This is a genomic window from Epilithonimonas sp. JDS, assembly GCF_021261315.1.
In the GTDB taxonomy this organism is placed as follows: domain Bacteria; phylum Bacteroidota; class Bacteroidia; order Flavobacteriales; family Weeksellaceae; genus Epilithonimonas.
In genome coordinates, this window is record NZ_JAJSAX010000001.1 from 1,025,202 (window position 1) to 1,043,865 (window position 18,664).

Below are 18,664 nucleotides of genomic sequence, written 5' to 3' on the forward strand. Positions count from 1 at the left end.
GATGAGCAACGTATACATCACAAAATCATCCACATACTTACCCAACGACCCGGTTTCCAATGACGAAATGGAAACACATCTGGGATTGGTCAACAATAAACCCTCCAAAGCCAGAGCCTTGATTTTGAGAAATAATCAAATCAAAACAAGATATTACGCTCTCGACAAAAACGGACAACCAACGCATACCAATGCTCAAATCACTGCAAATGCAATTGAAGGCCTTTTTGATGAGAATTTCAAAAAAGAAGATATGGAACTTTTGTCTTGCGGAACGACTTCTGCAGACCAAATCCAGCCTTCGCACGCCTCAATGGTTCACGGCGAACTGAACATTGGAAAATCTGTAGAAATCAACACATCTATGGGACTTTGCAACTCCGGTATGAATGCTCTAAACTATGGATTTCTTTCCGTGAAAGCGGGCGTAAAAGAAAATGCCGTTTGTGTAGGTTCGGAAAGATTTTCTTCCTGGATGACGGCGGACAAATTTGACCACGAAGCAGAAAACCTGAAACTTTTGGAAGAAAGACCAATCGTAGCCTTCAAAAGAGAATTCCTACGATGGATGTTGTCTGACGGCGCAGGTGCATTCTTGCTTGAAAATAAGCCAAGAGAAAATGAAACATCTCTCAGAATTGAATGGATTGATTTCTATTCTTATGCACACCAAATCGAAGCTTGTATGTATTCCGGCTGTGAAAAACAGGAAGATGGAAGCCTGAAATCTTGGGCAGATTACCCTTCTGACGAATGGTTGAAACAATCGATTTTCGCTTTGAAACAGGATACGAAAATCCTTGACAAATATATCTTGGTAAAAGGTGCAGAAAGTTTGAGAACATCTTTCGACAAACATCAGTTGGACCCGGAAACTGTGGACCACGTTTTGGCGCACATCTCTTCCGGTTACTTCAAAGATGGATTGAAAGAGGAATTCGCCAATGTAGGTTTGGATTTCCCTTGGGAAAAATGGTTCTACAACCTTTCCGAAGTTGGGAACATCGGTGCTGGTTCTATCTTCATCGCTGTTGAACAATTGATGAATTCTGGAAAATTGAAGAAAGGTGAAAAAATCCTTCTTTGCGTTCCGGAAAGTGGAAGATTCGCTTACTCTTGTGCCTTATTAACGGTTTGCTAATGGAAAGCAACTTACCAAATTCCGACAAAGATTTTGTAGAAAGTCTTATTCCACAACGATTTCCTTTTGTAATGGTTGGCGAAGTTTCCGACTATTCGGAGAATCACGTGGTTTCCGGATTTACCATTAAGGAAGATAATATTTTCGTGAGCGAAGGCATTTTCCAGGCTTCTGGTTTGATAGAACATCAGGCTCAAACTGTGGCTTTGCATACGGGTTACAAATATTTTCTTTTGGGTAAGGAATCGCCGACTGGTTACATCGGCGCTATCAAATCTGTTGAAGTTGACAGCTTACCAAAAGTAGGCGACCAATTGATTTCTGAAGCGACAATCCTGAACGAAATGATGGGCGTCACTCTGGTTGAAATCGTGACGAAAATCAATGAAACCGTGATTGCAAAATCGCAGATGAAAACCGTTGTGAAATAAAAAAATAAACCACAAAAGTCACAAAAGAAAAAATTAATTAGTCTAAGTTCAAAAAAGACAGTTTTAAAACGATTATCTTTTTTGAACTTTTTAAAAATAAAAAATAGCAAAAGCTTTTGTGACTTTTGTGGTTAAAATAAAATATGGAACTGAAGGCCGACAACTTAATCAACATCCACAATTTTCTTCCCCATCGCAAACCAATGCTGATGGCGGATTACATTTTGGAATTGACACCGGAAACCGTCATCACTTCTTTCGAAATCAAGCCCAATAATATTTTTGTTTTAAATAATGAATTTGTTGAAGCTGGATTGATAGAAAATGTGGCGCAAACCTGTTCATCGATTCTTGGACAAAGTTTTTTCAAAGGTCCGGATGTGGAAACCAAAGTCATCGGTTTCATTACCAATATCAAAAAAATAGAGATTTTTGCGTTGCCAAAAGTGGGCGACAATATCATTTCCAAAGCTTCTCTGATTTCCCAGTACGAGAACATTTGCAACATTTTCTGCGAGACTTTTATTAATGATAAATTACTCATCCGAGCAGAAATCAATTTGTTTATTCAGGAATTGAAAAATTAAAATCAATGAAAAAACAAGACATTCCACAAGACGAAAGTAATTTGCAGTCAGCAAATATGACCGAAATGTTATATGTGACTGATGAAAATAACAATTACACCACCGCGCAAAGCATCGGTTGGGAAGCCAAAAAAGCGGCCTTAGATGAATCGATGGAGCTCATCAACGAAAGAATTGAAGAAGCCAAACAAAATGTGGCGAATAATGTCGTGAGCCCAATCATCTATTTTATGGAACTCAACAAAATGGATTTGCAGGTTCTCTCGGCATACGTCGGAAAGTGGCAATGGACAGTCAAACGGCACGCAAAACCGAAAACATTTAAAAAACTCAGCGATTCTACTTTGAAAAAATACGCCGACACGTTCGGAATTTCGGTAGATGAACTGAAAAATTTTGACGGGAAATAATGAAATAAATAACCCCTTCAGAGTTTTGAAATCTGAAGGGGTTTTAAAGAAACAACGAATGAAAATAAATTTCGAACACCATCAGACAGCCCACTGCGAAAACGGTGTTGCCTCCAATTTACTTCTCAACAAAGGGTTAAAATTAAGCGAACCAATGATTTTCGGAATCGGTTCAGGATTATTTTTTGTGTATCTGCCTTTTCTAAAAGTGAATTTTGCGCCGGGTTTCAGTTATCGTCCGATGCCGGGAGCTATTTTCAGTAAAGCGGCAAAAAGACTGGGCATCAAAATAAAAAGAATTAAATTTTCAAATCCGAAGGAAGCGCAGGCTGCTTTGGAGAAAAATTTAGAACAAAACATCCCGACAGGTTTACAAGTTGGTGTTTTCAACTTAACATATTTCCCTGAAGAATATAAATTCCATTTCAACGCTCACAATCTTGTGGTTTACGGAAAGGAGGACGGTAAATTCCTCATCAGTGACCCTGTTATGGATTTTGCAACTACGTTGACCGAGGCTGAACTGGAAAAAGTTCGTTATGCAAAAGGTGCACTTGCTCCAAAAGGTCATATGTATTTCCCGACACACATTCCTGAGAATGTTCATCTGGAAGAAGCCATCAAAAAAGGAATTAAAGACACCTGCAAAAATATGCTCGCTCCAGTTCCTTTAATTGGCGTAAAAGCAATGCGTTGGGTGGCGAAAAGCATCCCGAAATGGGCTGAGAAAAAAGGCACGAAAGTGACCAACCATTATCTCGGACAACTCATCAGAATGCAGGAAGAAATCGGAACCGGCGGTGGCGGATTCAGGTTTATTTACGGCGCTTTTTTGCAGGAAGCTTCAGTGATTCTTAAGAATGAAGAATTGAAAGAATTATCTAAAGAAATTACCACAATTGGCGACCTTTGGAGAGATTTTGCCGTGGATATTGCAAGGGTTTACAAAAACAGAAATTCGAAAAGCGATATTTACAATCAGCTTTCAAAATCGATGTTGCATATTGCCGATTTGGAGGAGGCATTTTATAAGAAATTGAGAAAAGCGATATAGTTTGGAGAATATCATCGAAATAAAAAACCTCTACAAGAAATACAAAAACTCGGAAGACTTTTCGGTTAATGACATTTCTTTGAACATCGATAAAAACGAAATCTACGGAATTCTCGGTCCTAACGGAGCGGGGAAAACAACATTGATTTCTATGCTTTCAGGTTTGATTAAACCAACCTTAGGAAGTTTTACCATCAACGGATTGTCGCCCAAAAAAGACAATTCGAAAATTAAACAAATCATCGGCGTTGTTCCTCAGGAATACGCGCTCTACCCGACTTTGACGGCGAAAGAAAACCTTCTGTTTTTCGGAAGTCTGTATGGTTTGAAAAACGATTATCTTCACAAAGCGATCGATGAAGCTTTAGAATTGATGGGCTTAACGAAATTTGCCAATAAAAAAGTCGACCAGTTTTCAGGCGGAATGAAACGCCGTTGCAATCTGATTGCCGGTACACTTCACAACCCAAAAGTTCTGTTTCTTGACGAGCCGACTGTTGGCGTTGATGTTCAATCCAAAAAAGCCATTATCGATTATCTTTTAGATTTAAATAAAAAAGGAACGTGCATTATTTACACCTCGCATCACTTATCTGAAGCTGAGGAATTCTGTACAAAAATCGCCATCATCGACCACGGAAAAATCCACGCAACGGGAACACCGGAAGAATTGGTAGAAAGAGTTGCCAATGCGGAAAACCTGGAGGATGTTTTCATTTCATTAACCGGAAAAGAATTGAGAGATGTTGTATAAATTGTGGAGAAGTTTCATCAAGGAAATTCAGTTATTGAAGCGAGATTCAGGCGGAATTGTCATTATTTTCCTGATGCCGTTGCTGTTGATTATTACGATTACTTTAATTCAGGATTCGACATTCAAAAATCTGGAAGGTTCGAAAATCCCGATTATTTTTATTGATAACGATAAATCTGAAGTTTCCAAAGTCATCAAAATAGAACTGGAAACCAGCAAAACATTTGAACTGGTCACCGACTACAACGAAAAATCGGCTGAGAAAGCTGTGTTCACGGGAGATTATCAGATGGCCATCGTCATTCCTGAAAATCTGACGAAAGATTTAAACTCAAATATCGATTCTAAAGTTCAGACCGTCGTAAGTTCGTTTGGTTTGGAAACAGATTCGACCACGACAAAAGCTGTAGCTTCAAAGGCAAAAGACATTCATCTCTATTTCGACCCCGCCACCAACGCAGGTTTCAAAAATTCTGTGATGAATGCCATCAACAAAATGGTTTTTGAAATCGAAAATAAAAAAATCTACAAAGCCTTCCAGGACCAACTTGGAACAACCGAAGACCTTGAGAATAAAAGTCTTATTACCTTCAAAGAAATCACACCGAACAAAGGCAACGAAGAAGTGATGCCAAATTCCGTACAACACAACGTTCCTGCGTGGGCGCTGTTTGCGATTTTCTTTATTGTGGTGCCGTTGTCGATTAATTTAGTCAAAGAAAAAAGTCAGGGAACGAGCGTGAGAGTTCGCGTGAGCCCGACGCCGTATTACATTCACATTTTAGGAAAAACATTCACCTATCTCATCATTTGTGTCATCCAGTTTTTGCTGATGGTTGCAGTGGGAATCTGGCTTTTCCCGCTAATGGATTTACCTCAGTTTGATGTTTCAGGAAAAATGTTTCATCTGCTTATTGTGACTCTTTTTGCAGGATTGGCAGCGATTGGATTTGGAGTTTTGATTGGAACCGTTTCCGACACTCAGGAACAGTCAGCGCCGTTTGGAGCGACTTCTGTAGTAGTCTTGGCGGCGATTGGCGGAATTTGGGTTCCGGTTTTCCTGATGCCTGAATTTATGCAGAAAATTGCGCAATTTTCCCCGATGAACTGGGGACTGAATGCATATTACGATATTATTTTGAGAAACAGTGGCATTGGCGAAATTGCCAAGGAACTGATTTTCTTATTTTTATTTTATATTGCGATGGTGACGATTTCTTTACTTTACGAAAGGAAACAAAATAGTGTTTAAACTTTTAACCACAAAGAACACTAAGATTTTTCACAAGGTGCACAAGGATGAATTAAATAGTTTTTATTTGTGCTCTTTGTGAAAGCCATTGTGCCCTTTGCGGTAAAATAGAAAGAATAACTTTAAACACAAATAATATGAATGAAAATGAGATTTCAAAAGTTGTATTTGATGCAGGATTGAAAGTTCATCGTCAACTTGGAGCAGGGCTTTTGGAAAGCGCTTATGAAGAATGTCTGCACTTTGAATTGAAGAAATCAGGATTATTGATAGAAAAACAGAAACCAATGCCATTAATTTATGAAGATATAAAACTGGACATTGGCTACAGACTCGATTTTTTAATTGAAAGAAAAGTTGTCCTAGAAATAAAATCTGTAGAATCATTGAATGACATTCATATTGCTCAAGTTTTAACCTATTTAAAACTAAGCAACTGTAAATTGGGTTTACTCATTAATTTTAACTCGGTTTTATTTAAAAATGGTGTCAAGAGATTAATCAACGGAACAATTGACTAATTTTAATAAAATAATTGAATTTAAATAGTTTCCCTTGTGAAAACCTTTGTGCCCATTGTGGTTAAAAACAAAACAAAATGCAGTCTAAAAATTTAACCTGTACCGAAGAAGTACGCGTCCGGTTCAACGAGACAGACCCGCTGGGAATCGTCTGGCACGGGCATTACATCGTATATTTTGAAGACGGAAGAGAAGCTTTCGGAAGACAGCACGGTTTGACCTATCTCGACATTCAGAAAGCTGGATTTGTAACGCCGATTGTAAAAAGTACGTGCGAGCATTTTCTTCCTTTGAAATATGGAGAAACCTTCAATATTGTAACGACTTTCATCAATTCTGTATCGGCAAAATTGATTTATAAATATGAGATTTTCAATCAGCAGAATCAATTGGTTTGCAGTGGAGAGACCATTCAGGTTTTTCTGGATTCTGAAAATAATTTATGTCTCTACAATCCCGATTTTTTTCAAACTTGGAAAGATAAAATGGGATTATAGTTGGCGATTGGCTATTAGCTTTAGGCTTTTTAAAATATGAATCGAAAATTTCATAAATGAACAGAGAAATTTACATTACGGATTACAACTGCGTCACGCCTTTGGGTTTTGATGTAGAATCAAACTGGAACGCACTTTTGGAAGGAAAATCCGGCGTAGCTTTGCATAAAATTATCGATAATCACGAAGCTTTCTTTGTTTCTAAAATTGATTCTGAGAAATTGGAAGAGGAATTTAATAAAAACTTCGATAATCAGAATTTCACAAGACTTGAAAAAATGTTTTTGTTGAGTCTGAAACCTTTGGTAGAAAGACATTCGATTTCAGATGACACTTCTTTTATTCTTTCAACAACTAAAGGAAATATCAGTTTATTAAAAAACGAAACCACTTTACCGGAAGGCATTTATCTTTCAAAATTAGCACAAAAACTGGCAGATTTTTTTGGATTTAAAACCAAACCGATTGTCGTTTCCAATGCCTGTGTTTCAGGAGTGATGGCGATTTCTGTGGCGAAAAATATGATTCAGGCAGGACAATATAAAGACGCTTTCGTGGTCGCTGGAGATGAGATTTCTGAGTTTGTAATTTCAGGTTTCAATTCATTTCAGGCAATTGGAAGTGAGCCTTGCAAACCTTACGACAAAAACCGAAATGGAATTAATTTAGGCGAAGCAACTGCAAGTGTTTACATAAGTTCAGAATTACATCAGAACGAAAAATTTAAGTTTAAAGTTCTGGGCGACTCAGCGATTAACGATGCCAACCACATTTCCGGACCATCAAGAACCGGCGACGGACTGTTTGCGAGCGTTCAAAATGCGATGAAAGAAGCGAAAGTTTCTTCAGACCAAATCGATTTCATTTCCGCACACGGAACGGCAACGCTTTACAACGACGAGATGGAAGCCATCGCCTTCAACCGAATGAATTTGCAAAATGTTCCCCTCAACAGTATGAAAGGTTATTATGGACATTGTCTGGGCGCTTCAGGTTTATTGGAAAGTATTATTTCTATGGAATCGGCTTTGAAAAATACTTTAATTCCATCCAAAAACTTTGAAGAAATGGGTGTTTCACAGGATTTGAATATTATTAAAGAAAATCAGTCTGCAGAAATCAAATATATTTTGAAAACAGCTTCTGGTTTTGGTGGATGTAATGCGGCCATTGTTTTGGAGAAATGTTAAAACTATAATAATGAAGAAAACAGACATTTGCACCATAGAAAGCTCAAAAATAATCCTCAACGACCAAATTATTTTTGAATCCGAAACCGAAAATTTCTCAGATTTCGCTAAAGAAGCATACAAAACTTTAGAACTGAATTATCCAAAATTTCATAAAATGGATAATCTCAGCAAACTCGCTTTTCTGGCATCCGAAATGATTCTGAAAAACGATGACCACAGCAAAACCGCTTTGGTTTTCGCCAATAAATCCTCAAGCCTCGACACCGATTTTAAATATCAGGAAAGCATTAATTCTCAGGATAATTATTTCCCGAGTCCTGCTGTTTTCGTTTACACACTTCCTAATATTTGCGTCGGCGAAATCAGTATTAAACATAAAATGCAGACCGAGAATGCTTTTTTCGTTTTAGATGAATTCGATGAAGAATTTTTGAATTCATACGCGGCACAGATTCTGCAATCAGGGAAAGCTGAAAAAGTCTTGTGCGGCTGGGTCGAACTATATCAGGAAAGTTATAAAGCTTTTGTATATTTGCTAACTACGTAATTTAACAATATAACAGTACAACAATGTAACAATACTATTCAGTCCCAATCGGTAAACTGGTACATTGATACATTGGTAAATTTTTGAAAAATGGAAGATTTAAAATTAGAATTAAAAAACAAAATCATAGAAGTTCTTAATCTTGAGGACGTTGCAGTAGAAGAAATTAAAGATACAGACCCGCTTTTCGGTGGTGGTCTTGGTTTGGATTCTATCGACGCTTTGGAATTAATCGTTCTTCTCGACAAAGACTACGGAATCAAATTATCTGACCCGAAAAAAGGAAAAGAAATCTTCCAGTCTATCGAAGTGATGGCAAAATACATCGAAGAAAACAGAACAAAATAAATTAATTTACCAATCTAACAATGTAACAGTCTAGCAATTATCGTTAAACTGTTACATTGCTACATTGTTACATTTGTAAAAGATGAGTCAAAAAATTGCCATTACAGGGATGGGCATCATTTCCTCCATTGGTAACAATGTTGAGGAAAATTTTATTTCGCTGACGACCGGTAAACACGGTATTTCGGACATCGAACTGTTTGAAACACGACACGCCGGAAGCATCAAAACGGGCGAGATAAAATTGTCTAATGAAGAACTTGTGCAGAAACTTCAGCTAGCTGAAGACAACAATGTCACAAGAACCGCTTTGTTAGGGATGGTGGCCGCAAAAGAAGCTGTAGAAAGCGCCGGAATTTCGGACATTAACGAATATAAAACCGGACTCATATCCTCCACCAGCGTGGGCGGAATGGACATCACCGAAAAGTATTTCTACACCTACGAAGATTTCCCTGAAAAGCAAAAATACATCGACGCTCACGATGCCGGAAATTCATCTTTGGCGATTGCAGAAATGTTGGGACTGAAAGGAATGGTTTCTACCATCAGCACAGCCTGTTCGTCTGCAGCCAATGCAATTATGATGGGCGCAAAACTCATCAAAAACGGCGTTCTGGACCGTGTGATTGTCGGCGGTACAGATTCACTTTCGAAGTTTACTTTGAATGGATTTAATACGCTGATGATTTTGACGGATTCTTACAACACACCATTTGACAATGACAGAAAAGGTCTGAACTTGGGCGAAGCAGCCGCTTTCCTTGTTTTGGAATCTGATGAAATTGTCAAAAAAGAAAATAAAAAAGTTCTCGCTTATCTCTCAGGTTATGGAAATGCGAATGACGCGCACCACCAAACCGCTTCTTCGGAAAACGGTCAAGGTGCTTTCTTAGCAATGGAAAAAGCTTTGAAAGTCTCAGGTTTAGATAAAGAAAACATCGATTACATCAATGTTCACGGCACAGCGACTCCGAATAACGATTTATCCGAAGGTATTGCAATGATTCGGATTTTTGGTGAAAATCAGGTTCCGGAATTCAGTTCTACGAAAGCGTTTACGGGTCATACCTTGGCGGCGGCGGCGGGAATTGAAGCAGTCTATTCGATTTTGGCGATGCAGAACAATGTGATTTTTCCAAATTTAAATTTCAAAACAAAAATGGAAGAATTTGATTTGACGCCGGTTACTGAACTGAAAGAAAAAAATATCAACCACGTGCTTTCCAATTCATTTGGATTTGGCGGAAACTGTTCAACTTTAATTTTCTCTAAATAATGAGTGCAGTTTACATCAACAGTGTCGCCTGCATCTCGGTTCAGGACACTTTAAACGAAAATTTTTTCGACACTTTAAAACCTGAAAATTCAGTTCAGATTTTAAAAGCCATCGAGCCCAACTATAAAGAATTCATTCCGCCAGCGATGAGCCGGAGAATGTCTAAAACAGTAAAAATGAGCTCCGTAGCTTCCACAAAAGCTTTACAGGAAGCAGGAATTGAAAAACCCGATTCTATTATTGTAGGAACCGGAATGGGCTGTTCTCAGGATTCTGAAAAGTTCCTGAAAAATGTTTTGGAAAATAATGAAGAATTCCTTACGCCAACATTTTTCATTCAATCCACACACAATACGGTTTCCGGACAGATTGCTCTGGGATTGCAATGTCACGGCTATAATTTCACGTACGTCAACAGTTCATCTTCACTTGAATTTTCAATGCTGGATGCAAAGCTTCAGATTTTGGACGGTGAGGCAGAAAATGTTTTGGTAGGTTCAACAGATGAACAAACGGAAAGAACAATGGAGCTCTATAAATTGAGCAATTCCATTAAAAAAGAAGAAAATCTTCCGGTTAATTATTTAAATTCAACAACGGAAGGCGTGATTTGGGGCGAAGGTTCAAGCTTTTTCGTTTTAGGAAAAGATAAAACTGAAACTTCTTATGCGCAATTAAAAGATATTCAAATTGTTAATTCATTAGAATTAAATGAAACTCAACAATTCATAGAAGATTTTTTAGCTCGAAATAATTTGAAAAACGAAGATATTGATGCTGTGATTTTAGGTTTCAGCGGAGATTCAGAATCGGATGTTTATTACGAAAATGCATCGGAATTATTTCCAAATTCTTCCCAACTTTATTACAAGCATTTGAGTGGCGAATTTAATACAGCGAGCGGTTTTTCAACATTTATGGCTTGTCAGATTTTGAAGAATCAGGTGATTCCCGAAGTGATGAAAATTAATGATGTGAAAAAAGAAAGGATTCAAAATATTCTTCTCTACAATCATCTCGGAGGAATTGACCATAGTTTGGTTTTGCTGGAAAAGGCTTAATTATTTATATTTTAATTGCTGCCTTTGTCATTCCAAAGGAATCTAAACTCTCATAATTCTTTGCTGACATTCCTATGAAATGACAAACACACTGCCACAAGTAGCCGAATATTTTAAATTAAAATCCAAAAACAATAAAGATGAAACATTATTCTTTTATTATTTTTTATCTTTTTCTGAATGTATTTATGTATGCATTTCAAGGAACAATTTGGGTTTACGTCTTTTGCTTCATTCTATTTTCAGCAGTTGTAATTTGGGGTTCATTTGATATTAAATTAGGATATTTTATCAATAGCTTTACTCATAAACGGACAAAAATCAAAGAAGTCGCTTTGACTTTCGATGATGGACCGACAGAATTCACACCAAAATTTTTAGATGTTTTAAAAGAAAACAACGTCAAAGCTACCTTTTTCTGCATCGGAAAACAGATTGAAAAATATCCTGAAACTTTCCAGAGAATTATTGCGGAAGGTCATACAATTGGAAATCACACTTTTTCACATTCCAATAATACCGGATTTTTATCGACTTCAAAAATGATTGATGAAATTGAAAAATGCGATGAAGTGATGTTGAAAATTGGCAGTTTTAAAACCGATTTGTACCGTCCACCTTTCGGCGTAACCAATCCGAATATCGCAAAAGCCATTAAGAAAACAAATAAAAAAAGCATCGGCTGGAATGTCCGTTCGCTGGACACGGTGATTATGGATGAGAAGAAAATTTTAAAGAAAGTAACCAAAAATTTAAAAAAAGGAAGCATTATCCTGCTCCACGATACTTCGGAAAAAACGTACAATGTTTTGGTTGAATTATTGTTATTTTTGGAGCGTGAAAAATATTCAACTTTCACGATTGATTCAATCATTAAATCAGAAAAATAATGTTTAAAAATATAGCTTTCTTCGCCTTTTTATTAATTTCAGGTTTTGTTTTTGCCCAAACTACAGCAATGACAAGTGTCGAATCCAAAGCATTTGTGACAAAAATTTCTGCTGAAACAAAGGAAATTAAAACCTTACTAAGCGATTTCGTTCAAACAAAAAAAATGGATTTTTTAGATAAAAACATTGTCACACAGGGAAAAATGTCTTTAAAATCACCAAATATACTAAGCTGGAAATACACAAAACCTTATCAGTACAGCATTATCTTTAAGGAAAACAAAATTTTCATCAACGACCAAGGGAAAAAATCGTCGGTAGATGCAAAGAGTAAAACGTTTGAAAAAATAAATAAACTGATTGTCGGAAGTTCAAACGGAAAAATGTTCAGCGACCCTGAATTTTCTGTGGTTTATCTAAAAAATTCAACATCAAATATTGCGAAATTTACTCCGAAATCTGCACAGTTGCTGAAGTACATTAAGCAAATCGAACTTCATTTTCTTAAAAATCAGTCGACGGTTTCGCAGGTGAATATGACTGAGGCTTCAGGAGATACAACGAATATTGTTTTTAAAAACACCAAAATCAATGCGCCGATTCCTGCTTCTGAGTTTTCTTTATAGCTCATTTTTTTTGCTGATGTTTTCGTGCAAAACGTATCAGCTGAAAGATGCAAAACTAGTTTCAAACTCCGAAAAAGAAGTTGAAAATCTGTACTTTTCTTCAAACGAAGATTATGTGTACAAATGCCAAATGGAAGTTTACGGCAATGATATCAGCGGAATTCTTATCATCAAAAAAATCTCCAAAACCACACACAGAGTCGTGATGACATCAGATTTTGGTAACAAAATGATTGACTTTGAGATTTCCGAGAATGATTTTAAACTCAATTATGTCTTGGCAGATTTAGACAAAAAAATGGTAATCAATTTTCTGAAAAATGATTTTCAAGAATTGCTAAAACGAAAGTTTTCGGTGAGTGCAAGTTTTGAAAATGAAGATTCTAAAATTTATCTTTCAAACGTTGATAAGAAACAATACTATTTGTTTTTTGACAAAAATTCTGGTTTATTAAATCAAGTCATCTACACGAAAAACAAGCGAGAAAAAGTCGATTTTAGTTTTGAAGCAAAAAAACATACTTTTGCAGAGACAATCAATCTTCAACACAAAGATTTTAAAATCAATATCAAACTTTTCCAAATCACTGAAACTGAATAAAATATGCAAACCATTCTTACCAACTTTTACACTTTAGAATCATCCGAAAAATCAGAGAATGGAAGTTTCATTGCGAAGATAAAACTCAATCCCGACCACGAGATTTTCAAAGGACATTTTCCTGGAAATCCTGTAACGCCAGGTGTTTGTATGATGCAGATTGTGAAAGACTTAACTGAAAATTTCACCGCTTCAAAATTGTTTTTGAAATCGGCTTCCAATGTAAAGTTTATGGCCATCATCAATCCTTTTGAAACGCCAGAGTTGGTTTTGCAATTGGACATTACGGAAAAAGATGGCGAACTAAAAGTCAAGAACACGACCAGTTTTGGCGAAACAATTGCATTGAAGCTGTCAGTTAATTACACCAAAATCTAAGGTTATGAAATTGATTTTCACTTTGATGTTCGCATTCTTCTCATTCTTCCAATCCGATTTGGAATCTTTGAGAAACAGCTATTCCAAGGCTAATTCGTCCAACGAGAATGCTAAGAATTTCATTGCTTTGGCTGATAAAAAATCATCAAATGACCCCGTAATTTTCGCCTACAAATCAGCTTCTAAAATCTTGGAAGCCAAAGTGACATCCGAAAAAAACAAACGGAAATCCTTTGTGAAATCAGGCGCAACTACCTTGGAAAGCCTCATTGCAAGCAATCCAAACAATGCAGAATTACGTGTAATCAGAATGAGCGTTCAGGAAAACATCCCAAAAATCGTAGGTTACAACAAGAATCTGAAAGAAGACAAAATCTTCCTCATCAACAATTACAGCAAGCAAAATGCTGACCTGAAAAGCTATATCAAACAGTTTGCCGGGCAATCCAAAACGATGACGGCTTCCGAAAAAGCTTCATTCAAATAATGACCATCCACGAAGTACGAAACGCCATCTCCGAAAGGAAAATCTGCGTTTTAATCCCAACTTACAACAACGAAAAGACGCTGAAACGTGTCATCGACGGCGTTCTGGATTACACCCAAAGCATCATTGTTGTAAACGACGGTTCCACGGATTCTACTTCTTCCATTTTGAGCGATTATCGCCAAATCTCAATTATCCATTTACCCGAAAACAAAGGCAAAGGAAATGCGCTGAAAATCGGTTTCAGAAAAGCTTTGGAACTTGGATTTGACTTCGCCACCACGATAGATTCCGACGGTCAACATTATCCAGACGACATTCCCGTTTTTGCGGAAGCTTTACTCGCTGAAAATGAAGACGTTTTGCTCATCGGCAACCGAAATATGTCGCAGGACGGCATTCCGAAAAAAAGCAGTTTCGGGAACAATTTTTCCAACTTCTGGTTTTGGTTTGAGACCGGAATCAAGCTTCAGGACACACAATCCGGCTACCGACTTTATCCATTAAACAAAATTCCGAAAAAATATTTCACGCCAAAATTCGAGTTCGAAATCGAAATTATTGTACGAACTGCGTGGAAAAATATTCCAGTCAAAAATGTTCCGGTGAAAGTTCTCTACGACCCAGCGGAACGGGTTTCGCACTTCCGCCCTTTCAAAGATTTTACGCGAATCAGCATTCTGAATACCATCTTGGTTATCATTACTTTAGCCTACATCAAACCTCGAAATTTCATCCAAAATTTCAGGAAGAAAAGTTTCAAGAGATTCATAAAAGAAGATGTTATGGAAAGCGACGGAAGCAACCGCACCAAGGCCTTTTCCATTGCGTTAGGCGCATTCATTGGACTGTCGCCGGTTTGGGGTTTTCAGACAGCTTTGACGATATCTTTGGCCGTAATTTTCAAGCTCAACAAAGTGCTGGCATTTGTCTCTTCCAACATCAGTTTTCCGCCGTTCATTCCGTTCATTATTGCGGGTTCTTTGTTTATTGGTGCGCCCTTCGTGGATGGAGAAACCAATTTTCTGAATCACGAAATCAACTTCGAACTTGTCAAAAATCACCTGCTTCAATACATTATCGGTAGTCTGATTTTGGCAACTTCGGTCTCCACAATTCTGGGCGTTGGTTTTTATCTTTTCCTCAATAAAGTCAATCCAGAAAACGGTTAGAATGATTTGGGCAACTTATCCGCCTTCCACTCCCAATTGTCACTCTGAGGATCTCGAAGAGTCCGTTCAAGTCGGGTTGCGCTTCGCAGAGTTTAACGATTTCCATTAATATGACGATTTGTCGTTACTTCAACTTTTTCAAAGTCTTCTTCAGATATTTCTCAACATTCTCTTTGTCGGGAATCGTTGTAATCTCCTTCTTCAAAGCTTTTTCAAATTCAATTTTCGCCTTCTGATAATCATTTTGACTGAAATAATATTTCCCAGCTTGATAATAAACCAACCAGAAATCCGCATTCAAAGCTTGATAATGATTGATAAATTCATCAGACAAGATATTATTTTCATCAAATTGAGAACTCAATTTTTTAAATTCCTCATAATTTTTAAATTCCTGAGAATCCACAAAAGAATCTTTCGCAATATTCAAATTTGAAGTCGCAAATTCTCCACTTTTCAATCGCTCATCAGAAAAGATTTTATTCAAATCATAACAGACAAATTCGCCCAATTGATAAGGATTTGACGACACCCAGACCAATCGTTTCTCCGGCGAAAAAATCACCGCGTGATGCGCCAAAAGTTGGTTCAAAGCCTTCTCATTTCCGTATCCAATTTGCGCTCCTTTCAAACCAGATTTATCTCGTAAAATCGAAGCCATTTTTTCAGGATTCAACTTTGGGTTTTCTGTCAACAATTCCTGAAGTTTTTCATACCGATATTCGGAATGGCTTTCCGCAATTTGCTTTTGATTTCGCTCGTCATCTTTATAAGCTTCAGATTGAAAATGATTCGTACAAACCAATTGACTCGAATTCTCCACTTTAAAAATCCCGAAATTATCAGGCGAAACTTCAATGATTACAGCACTTTTATCATTCACACTTCCCACCAAAATTGATTCTGAAACGAAGACTTTCCGTTTTTTTGCAATCGCAATCGCTTCATCAATATTTTTAGCAAACTGTAGAATTTCTCTCGTCACAAGCGAAATCGGTGTTTTTGCGGTCATCGGAATTTTGGATTTTCCAGCGTTGATTGTGACCGTAATTCCTTCCTTATTCATTCCCGAAACCACACCAATCATTCCCGGCCAACTGACCGACATATACGGAATTCCATTTTCTGGTTCCACAAATTCTACCAACTTATTTTTGGCAAAATCGTCGCCGACATAAAAATCGAAATTTCTTCCAATCAGCAAATCGCCGTCTTCTGTATTCTCATTCCAAACCGCGAGTGAAGAACAGCCAACCATCGCCAAATCCTGCATTGCGTGACCAATGTCGTGCGCGCCGTGCAAGTACAAACTTCTGAGATATTTTGGCGCAATGAAGTTGTATTTATCTGATGAGTATTGGGATAAACCATAGATTTCAGTTTGATAATCTTCCCGAACATTCAAATACATTTTCCGGTTGTACCATTTCAAAAAACCATTCAACAATCTTTGTTTGAATTTTGAAGGCACAAAACCTTCGACCTTGGAAAAGAAAATCTCTTCCTGATTTTGCATCAGATTCTGCGTCAACGCACCATTGTTATAGCCTAACTGCAAAGGATTTCCGTGGATGTAGAGTTCCCAAACTTGCTGTTTATTTTTAGTGAGATAATTTTCCTTAAAACTAAAAGTCGAGTCGTTTACTTTTTCAACTTTCGGAATCTCAAGAGAATATTGGCTAATTTCTGGAACGTGATTGATGGACTTTGAAACGCCACACGAAATGACATTCAAAACAAAAAAAAGATAAAGTAGAACTCTATTTTTCATCAGCTTGATTTAAAACTTGAGTCAATCTTTCATCAATCAATTCCTTTCCCAGAATCTCCGAGCAAGTGTTGAACGCGCCTATCGTACAGCCCAAAACTCCGTGCATATTCACGCTTTGACCTGTCAGAAAAAGGTTGCTGACCTTGGTTTTTGGCGAAAATATCGTTTTCATTGGATTGGACGAATCTTTCGTGTAGCCGTACATATTTCCCTTGTAACCGCCGATGTAATCGCGATAAGAAAGTGGCGAAGAAGTGTGAACAGCTTTGATTTGAGAACGCAATTCCGGGAATTTCTTTTCGATTCCTGAAATCAACTTTTCAGCTTTTTCAGTTTTGAATGCTTCGTAAGTTTTTCCCCGTTCGTGTTCTTCTGCAACCGTGTTGAAAGTGTTTTCCCATTGTTTCACCTCATTGTAATTCATATAAGTCAAAATGGTCAAGCTTTCTGCGAACTCTGGATTTTGCTTGGAAGATGTCGCGGAAAGCATATAAGATTCCGGCCAGTTTTCATCCGAATAATCGGACTGATTCCAAATATTTTCTTCGTTTTTGTAGTGGTAATAATTGAAATTGAAATGTTTGAAAGTCTTAGGTTTTAGAACAATGTAAACGCTGAAACACGAACTTATCGGTTCCAATTCATCAATTCTTTTGGTGAAAGATTTCTTAAAATGTTCTTTACCAATCAAATCCAAAGTTGTTTTAATCTCAATATTCGAAATGAATTTTTTGGCAAAATATTCTTTTCCATTTCTGGTTTTTACGGATTTCAAAATTTGTTCTTCGTCAAAAATCATTTCTGAAACTTCGGAATGTTTATAGATTTCCGCTCCGTAATTCCTCAATTGTTTAATCAATAATTTTGAAATTTGACTTCCACCGTTCGTACATTTATACGCACTTTGAATGTAAGAATTGACCGTCAAAGCGTGAACATACAAAGGTGTTTTTGCCGAGCCTGCATAAAGAAAATTGGAGCCAGACAAAACTGCTTGCAATTTCTTGTTTGATGTGATTGATGCTATAAAATCCTTGGCATTAATATAAAGAATATCTTCATCATACTTCCCATCGCCCACAAGATTGTACCTCGGAAATTGGTTGCAAACGTTTTGAATTTCATCAACATAACTAATTAAATTCTCTCGCTCATCTGGGAAAATCTCAGCTAATTGATTAACAAAATTGTTGTAACATTGTGAATGTGGATATTCGATTTCGTCGTTTTCAAAAGTGATTTTATCGAATCCAATTTCGTCCATTTTTTCGAGATTCAAGTCTTGAATGATGCCGAGGTATTTGAAATATTGATGGAGATTCTGACCTTCGGAAAGTCCGCCCAGATAATGAACACCTGTATCGAAAATAAGTTTGTCACGCGAAAATGTCTGGAGGTTTCCGCCGTACTGGTTATTCTTTTCTAACACGCACACTTTCAGTCCTTCCTTCGCCAAAACCAAGGCAGAAACAAGTCCACCAATTCCGCTACCGATGACTAGTATGTCGTATTGTTTTTTCAATTTTTTAGAAGTGAAATATTAGAATTAAAGTATATTCAATAAATTTATTTTCTGTTATTCTTTGGTAACTCCTAAATTTAGATTCCTACGGAATGACAAAATTGGGTTTTAATGTGTAATGTTAATTTACGTTGAATCTGCA

22 protein-coding genes are annotated in these 18,664 nt (G+C 37.1%); 20 read left to right on the plus strand and 2 right to left on the minus strand.

The annotated features are described in order from the left end of the window. Position 1: 1 nt before the first annotated feature. The 20 genes from LUD75_RS04835 to LUD75_RS04930 all read left to right on the plus strand — a co-directional run bounded on the left by LUD75_RS04835 (position 2) and on the right by LUD75_RS04930 (position 15,229). Positions 2 to 1,141 carry a beta-ketoacyl-ACP synthase III gene (locus LUD75_RS04835; protein ID WP_232704536.1) on the plus strand — a complete coding sequence of 380 codons (1,140 nt, stop codon included), beginning with the start codon at positions 2 to 4 and terminating at the stop codon, positions 1,139 to 1,141. Further along, entirely contained in the window at positions 1,141 to 1,572 is a 432-nt protein-coding gene (locus LUD75_RS04840) for a hypothetical protein (RefSeq protein ID WP_232704537.1), read from the plus strand. The genes LUD75_RS04835 and LUD75_RS04840 overlap by 1 nt, the downstream gene beginning before the upstream one ends. A 143-nt stretch (positions 1,573 to 1,715) precedes the next feature. After that, positions 1,716 to 2,159 (plus strand): ABC transporter permease, encoded by a 444-nt coding sequence (locus tag LUD75_RS04845; protein WP_232704538.1) that lies wholly within the window; start codon positions 1,716 to 1,718, stop codon positions 2,157 to 2,159. A gap of 5 nt (positions 2,160 to 2,164) precedes the next feature. Continuing rightward, entirely contained in the window at positions 2,165 to 2,569 is a 405-nt protein-coding gene (locus LUD75_RS04850; RefSeq protein WP_232704539.1) for a hypothetical protein, read from the plus strand. A 58-nt stretch (positions 2,570 to 2,627) separates the two neighbouring features. Then, entirely contained in the window at positions 2,628 to 3,623 is a 996-nt protein-coding gene (locus LUD75_RS04855) for a BtrH N-terminal domain-containing protein (protein WP_232704540.1), read from the plus strand. 1 nt (position 3,624) lies between these two features. Continuing rightward, positions 3,625 to 4,377, plus strand: a complete 753-nt coding sequence (locus LUD75_RS04860; protein WP_232704541.1) for an ABC transporter ATP-binding protein — start codon at positions 3,625 to 3,627, stop codon at positions 4,375 to 4,377. Beyond that, the gene (locus tag LUD75_RS04865; RefSeq protein WP_232704542.1) at positions 4,367 to 5,629 is read left to right on the plus strand and encodes an ABC transporter permease; all 1,263 of its coding nucleotides are present in this window, start codon (positions 4,367 to 4,369) and stop codon (positions 5,627 to 5,629) included. Before LUD75_RS04860 ends, LUD75_RS04865 begins: the two co-directional genes overlap by 11 nt. 137 nt (positions 5,630 to 5,766) lie before the next feature. After that, entirely contained in the window at positions 5,767 to 6,150 is a 384-nt protein-coding gene (locus LUD75_RS04870) for a GxxExxY protein (protein ID WP_232704543.1), read from the plus strand. Positions 6,151 to 6,227: 77 nt separating this feature from the next. Next, complete coding sequence (locus LUD75_RS04875; protein WP_232704544.1) at positions 6,228 to 6,647, plus strand: acyl-CoA thioesterase; 420 nt, start codon at positions 6,228 to 6,230, stop codon at positions 6,645 to 6,647. A gap of 56 nt (positions 6,648 to 6,703) precedes the next feature. After that, positions 6,704 to 7,837 (plus strand): beta-ketoacyl synthase N-terminal-like domain-containing protein, encoded by a 1,134-nt coding sequence (locus tag LUD75_RS04880; RefSeq protein WP_232704545.1) that lies wholly within the window; start codon positions 6,704 to 6,706, stop codon positions 7,835 to 7,837. Positions 7,838 to 7,847: 10 nt separating this feature from the next. Continuing rightward, complete coding sequence (locus tag LUD75_RS04885) at positions 7,848 to 8,387, plus strand: 3-oxoacyl-ACP synthase (RefSeq protein WP_232704546.1); 540 nt, start codon at positions 7,848 to 7,850, stop codon at positions 8,385 to 8,387. Between the two features lie 90 nt (positions 8,388 to 8,477). After that, entirely contained in the window at positions 8,478 to 8,735 is a 258-nt protein-coding gene (locus LUD75_RS04890; protein WP_034963026.1) for a phosphopantetheine-binding protein, read from the plus strand. 82 nt (positions 8,736 to 8,817) lie between these two features. Continuing rightward, positions 8,818 to 10,014, plus strand: a complete 1,197-nt coding sequence (locus tag LUD75_RS04895) for a beta-ketoacyl-[acyl-carrier-protein] synthase family protein (RefSeq protein ID WP_232704547.1) — start codon at positions 8,818 to 8,820, stop codon at positions 10,012 to 10,014. After that, positions 10,014 to 11,075: a beta-ketoacyl synthase N-terminal-like domain-containing protein gene (locus tag LUD75_RS04900; protein ID WP_232704548.1), complete on the plus strand. Its 1,062-nt coding sequence runs from the start codon at positions 10,014 to 10,016 to the stop codon at positions 11,073 to 11,075. The genes LUD75_RS04895 and LUD75_RS04900 overlap by 1 nt, the downstream gene beginning before the upstream one ends. Before the next feature lie 140 nt (positions 11,076 to 11,215). Beyond that, positions 11,216 to 11,965: a polysaccharide deacetylase family protein gene (locus LUD75_RS04905; RefSeq protein ID WP_232704549.1), complete on the plus strand. Its 750-nt coding sequence runs from the start codon at positions 11,216 to 11,218 to the stop codon at positions 11,963 to 11,965. Beyond that, entirely contained in the window at positions 11,965 to 12,591 is a 627-nt protein-coding gene (locus LUD75_RS04910) for an outer membrane lipoprotein carrier protein LolA (protein ID WP_232704550.1), read from the plus strand. Before LUD75_RS04905 ends, LUD75_RS04910 begins: the two co-directional genes overlap by 1 nt. Next, on the plus strand, positions 12,557 to 13,192 hold the full coding sequence (locus LUD75_RS04915; RefSeq protein ID WP_232704551.1) for a hypothetical protein: 636 nt from the start codon (positions 12,557 to 12,559) through the stop codon (positions 13,190 to 13,192). The genes LUD75_RS04910 and LUD75_RS04915 overlap by 35 nt, the downstream gene beginning before the upstream one ends. A gap of 3 nt (positions 13,193 to 13,195) precedes the next feature. Then, the gene (locus LUD75_RS04920) at positions 13,196 to 13,570 is read left to right on the plus strand and encodes a 3-hydroxyacyl-ACP dehydratase (RefSeq protein WP_232704552.1); all 375 of its coding nucleotides are present in this window, start codon (positions 13,196 to 13,198) and stop codon (positions 13,568 to 13,570) included. 4 nt (positions 13,571 to 13,574) lie between these two features. Next, positions 13,575 to 14,057, plus strand: a complete 483-nt coding sequence (locus LUD75_RS04925) for a hypothetical protein (RefSeq protein WP_232704553.1) — start codon at positions 13,575 to 13,577, stop codon at positions 14,055 to 14,057. After that, a complete protein-coding gene (locus LUD75_RS04930; protein ID WP_232704554.1) occupies positions 14,057 to 15,229 on the plus strand; it encodes a DUF2062 domain-containing protein in 1,173 nt (390 codons plus the stop codon). Before LUD75_RS04925 ends, LUD75_RS04930 begins: the two co-directional genes overlap by 1 nt. A 124-nt stretch (positions 15,230 to 15,353) precedes the next feature. Here the strand turns inward: LUD75_RS04930 and LUD75_RS04935 are convergent, their stop codons facing one another. Both LUD75_RS04935 and LUD75_RS04940 read right to left on the minus strand, forming a co-directional pair. Further along, the gene (locus LUD75_RS04935; RefSeq protein ID WP_232704555.1) at positions 15,354 to 17,000 is read right to left on the minus strand and encodes a C45 family autoproteolytic acyltransferase/hydolase; all 1,647 of its coding nucleotides are present in this window, start codon (positions 16,998 to 17,000) and stop codon (positions 15,354 to 15,356) included. After that, entirely contained in the window at positions 16,990 to 18,522 is a 1,533-nt protein-coding gene (locus LUD75_RS04940) for an NAD(P)/FAD-dependent oxidoreductase (protein ID WP_232704556.1), read from the minus strand. The genes LUD75_RS04935 and LUD75_RS04940 overlap by 11 nt, the downstream gene beginning before the upstream one ends. Between the last annotated feature and the right edge of the window lie 142 nt (positions 18,523 to 18,664).

Bases quoted from the DNA above. Each gene is read 5' to 3' on its own strand.
- LUD75_RS04840 (WP_232704537.1), top strand. From the start codon at position 1,141: ATGGAAAGCAACTTACCAAATTCCGACAAAGATTTTGTAGAAAGTCTT.
- LUD75_RS04885 (WP_232704546.1), top strand. From the start codon at position 7,848: ATGAAGAAAACAGACATTTGCACCATAGAAAGCTCAAAAATAATCCTC.
- LUD75_RS04875 (WP_232704544.1), top strand. From the start codon at position 6,228: ATGCAGTCTAAAAATTTAACCTGTACCGAAGAAGTACGCGTCCGGTTC.
- LUD75_RS04845 (WP_232704538.1), top strand. From the start codon at position 1,716: ATGGAACTGAAGGCCGACAACTTAATCAACATCCACAATTTTCTTCCC.
- LUD75_RS04920 (WP_232704552.1), top strand. From the start codon at position 13,196: ATGCAAACCATTCTTACCAACTTTTACACTTTAGAATCATCCGAAAAA.
- LUD75_RS04870 (WP_232704543.1), top strand. From the start codon at position 5,767: ATGAATGAAAATGAGATTTCAAAAGTTGTATTTGATGCAGGATTGAAA.
- LUD75_RS04895 (WP_232704547.1), top strand. From the start codon at position 8,818: ATGAGTCAAAAAATTGCCATTACAGGGATGGGCATCATTTCCTCCATT.
- LUD75_RS04835 (WP_232704536.1), top strand. From the start codon at position 2: ATGAGCAACGTATACATCACAAAATCATCCACATACTTACCCAACGAC.
- LUD75_RS04930 (WP_232704554.1), top strand. From the start codon at position 14,057: ATGACCATCCACGAAGTACGAAACGCCATCTCCGAAAGGAAAATCTGC.
- LUD75_RS04880 (WP_232704545.1), top strand. From the start codon at position 6,704: ATGAACAGAGAAATTTACATTACGGATTACAACTGCGTCACGCCTTTG.
- LUD75_RS04915 (WP_232704551.1), top strand. From the start codon at position 12,557: ATGCGCCGATTCCTGCTTCTGAGTTTTCTTTATAGCTCATTTTTTTTG.
- LUD75_RS04865 (WP_232704542.1), top strand. From the start codon at position 4,367: ATGTTGTATAAATTGTGGAGAAGTTTCATCAAGGAAATTCAGTTATTG.
- LUD75_RS04850 (WP_232704539.1), top strand. From the start codon at position 2,165: ATGAAAAAACAAGACATTCCACAAGACGAAAGTAATTTGCAGTCAGCA.
- LUD75_RS04905 (WP_232704549.1), top strand. From the start codon at position 11,216: ATGAAACATTATTCTTTTATTATTTTTTATCTTTTTCTGAATGTATTT.
- LUD75_RS04900 (WP_232704548.1), top strand. From the start codon at position 10,014: ATGAGTGCAGTTTACATCAACAGTGTCGCCTGCATCTCGGTTCAGGAC.
- LUD75_RS04925 (WP_232704553.1), top strand. From the start codon at position 13,575: ATGAAATTGATTTTCACTTTGATGTTCGCATTCTTCTCATTCTTCCAA.
- LUD75_RS04890 (WP_034963026.1), top strand. From the start codon at position 8,478: ATGGAAGATTTAAAATTAGAATTAAAAAACAAAATCATAGAAGTTCTT.
- LUD75_RS04935 (WP_232704555.1), bottom strand. From the start codon at position 17,000: ATGAAAAATAGAGTTCTACTTTATCTTTTTTTTGTTTTGAATGTCATT.
- LUD75_RS04910 (WP_232704550.1), top strand. From the start codon at position 11,965: ATGTTTAAAAATATAGCTTTCTTCGCCTTTTTATTAATTTCAGGTTTT.
- LUD75_RS04855 (WP_232704540.1), top strand. From the start codon at position 2,628: ATGAAAATAAATTTCGAACACCATCAGACAGCCCACTGCGAAAACGGT.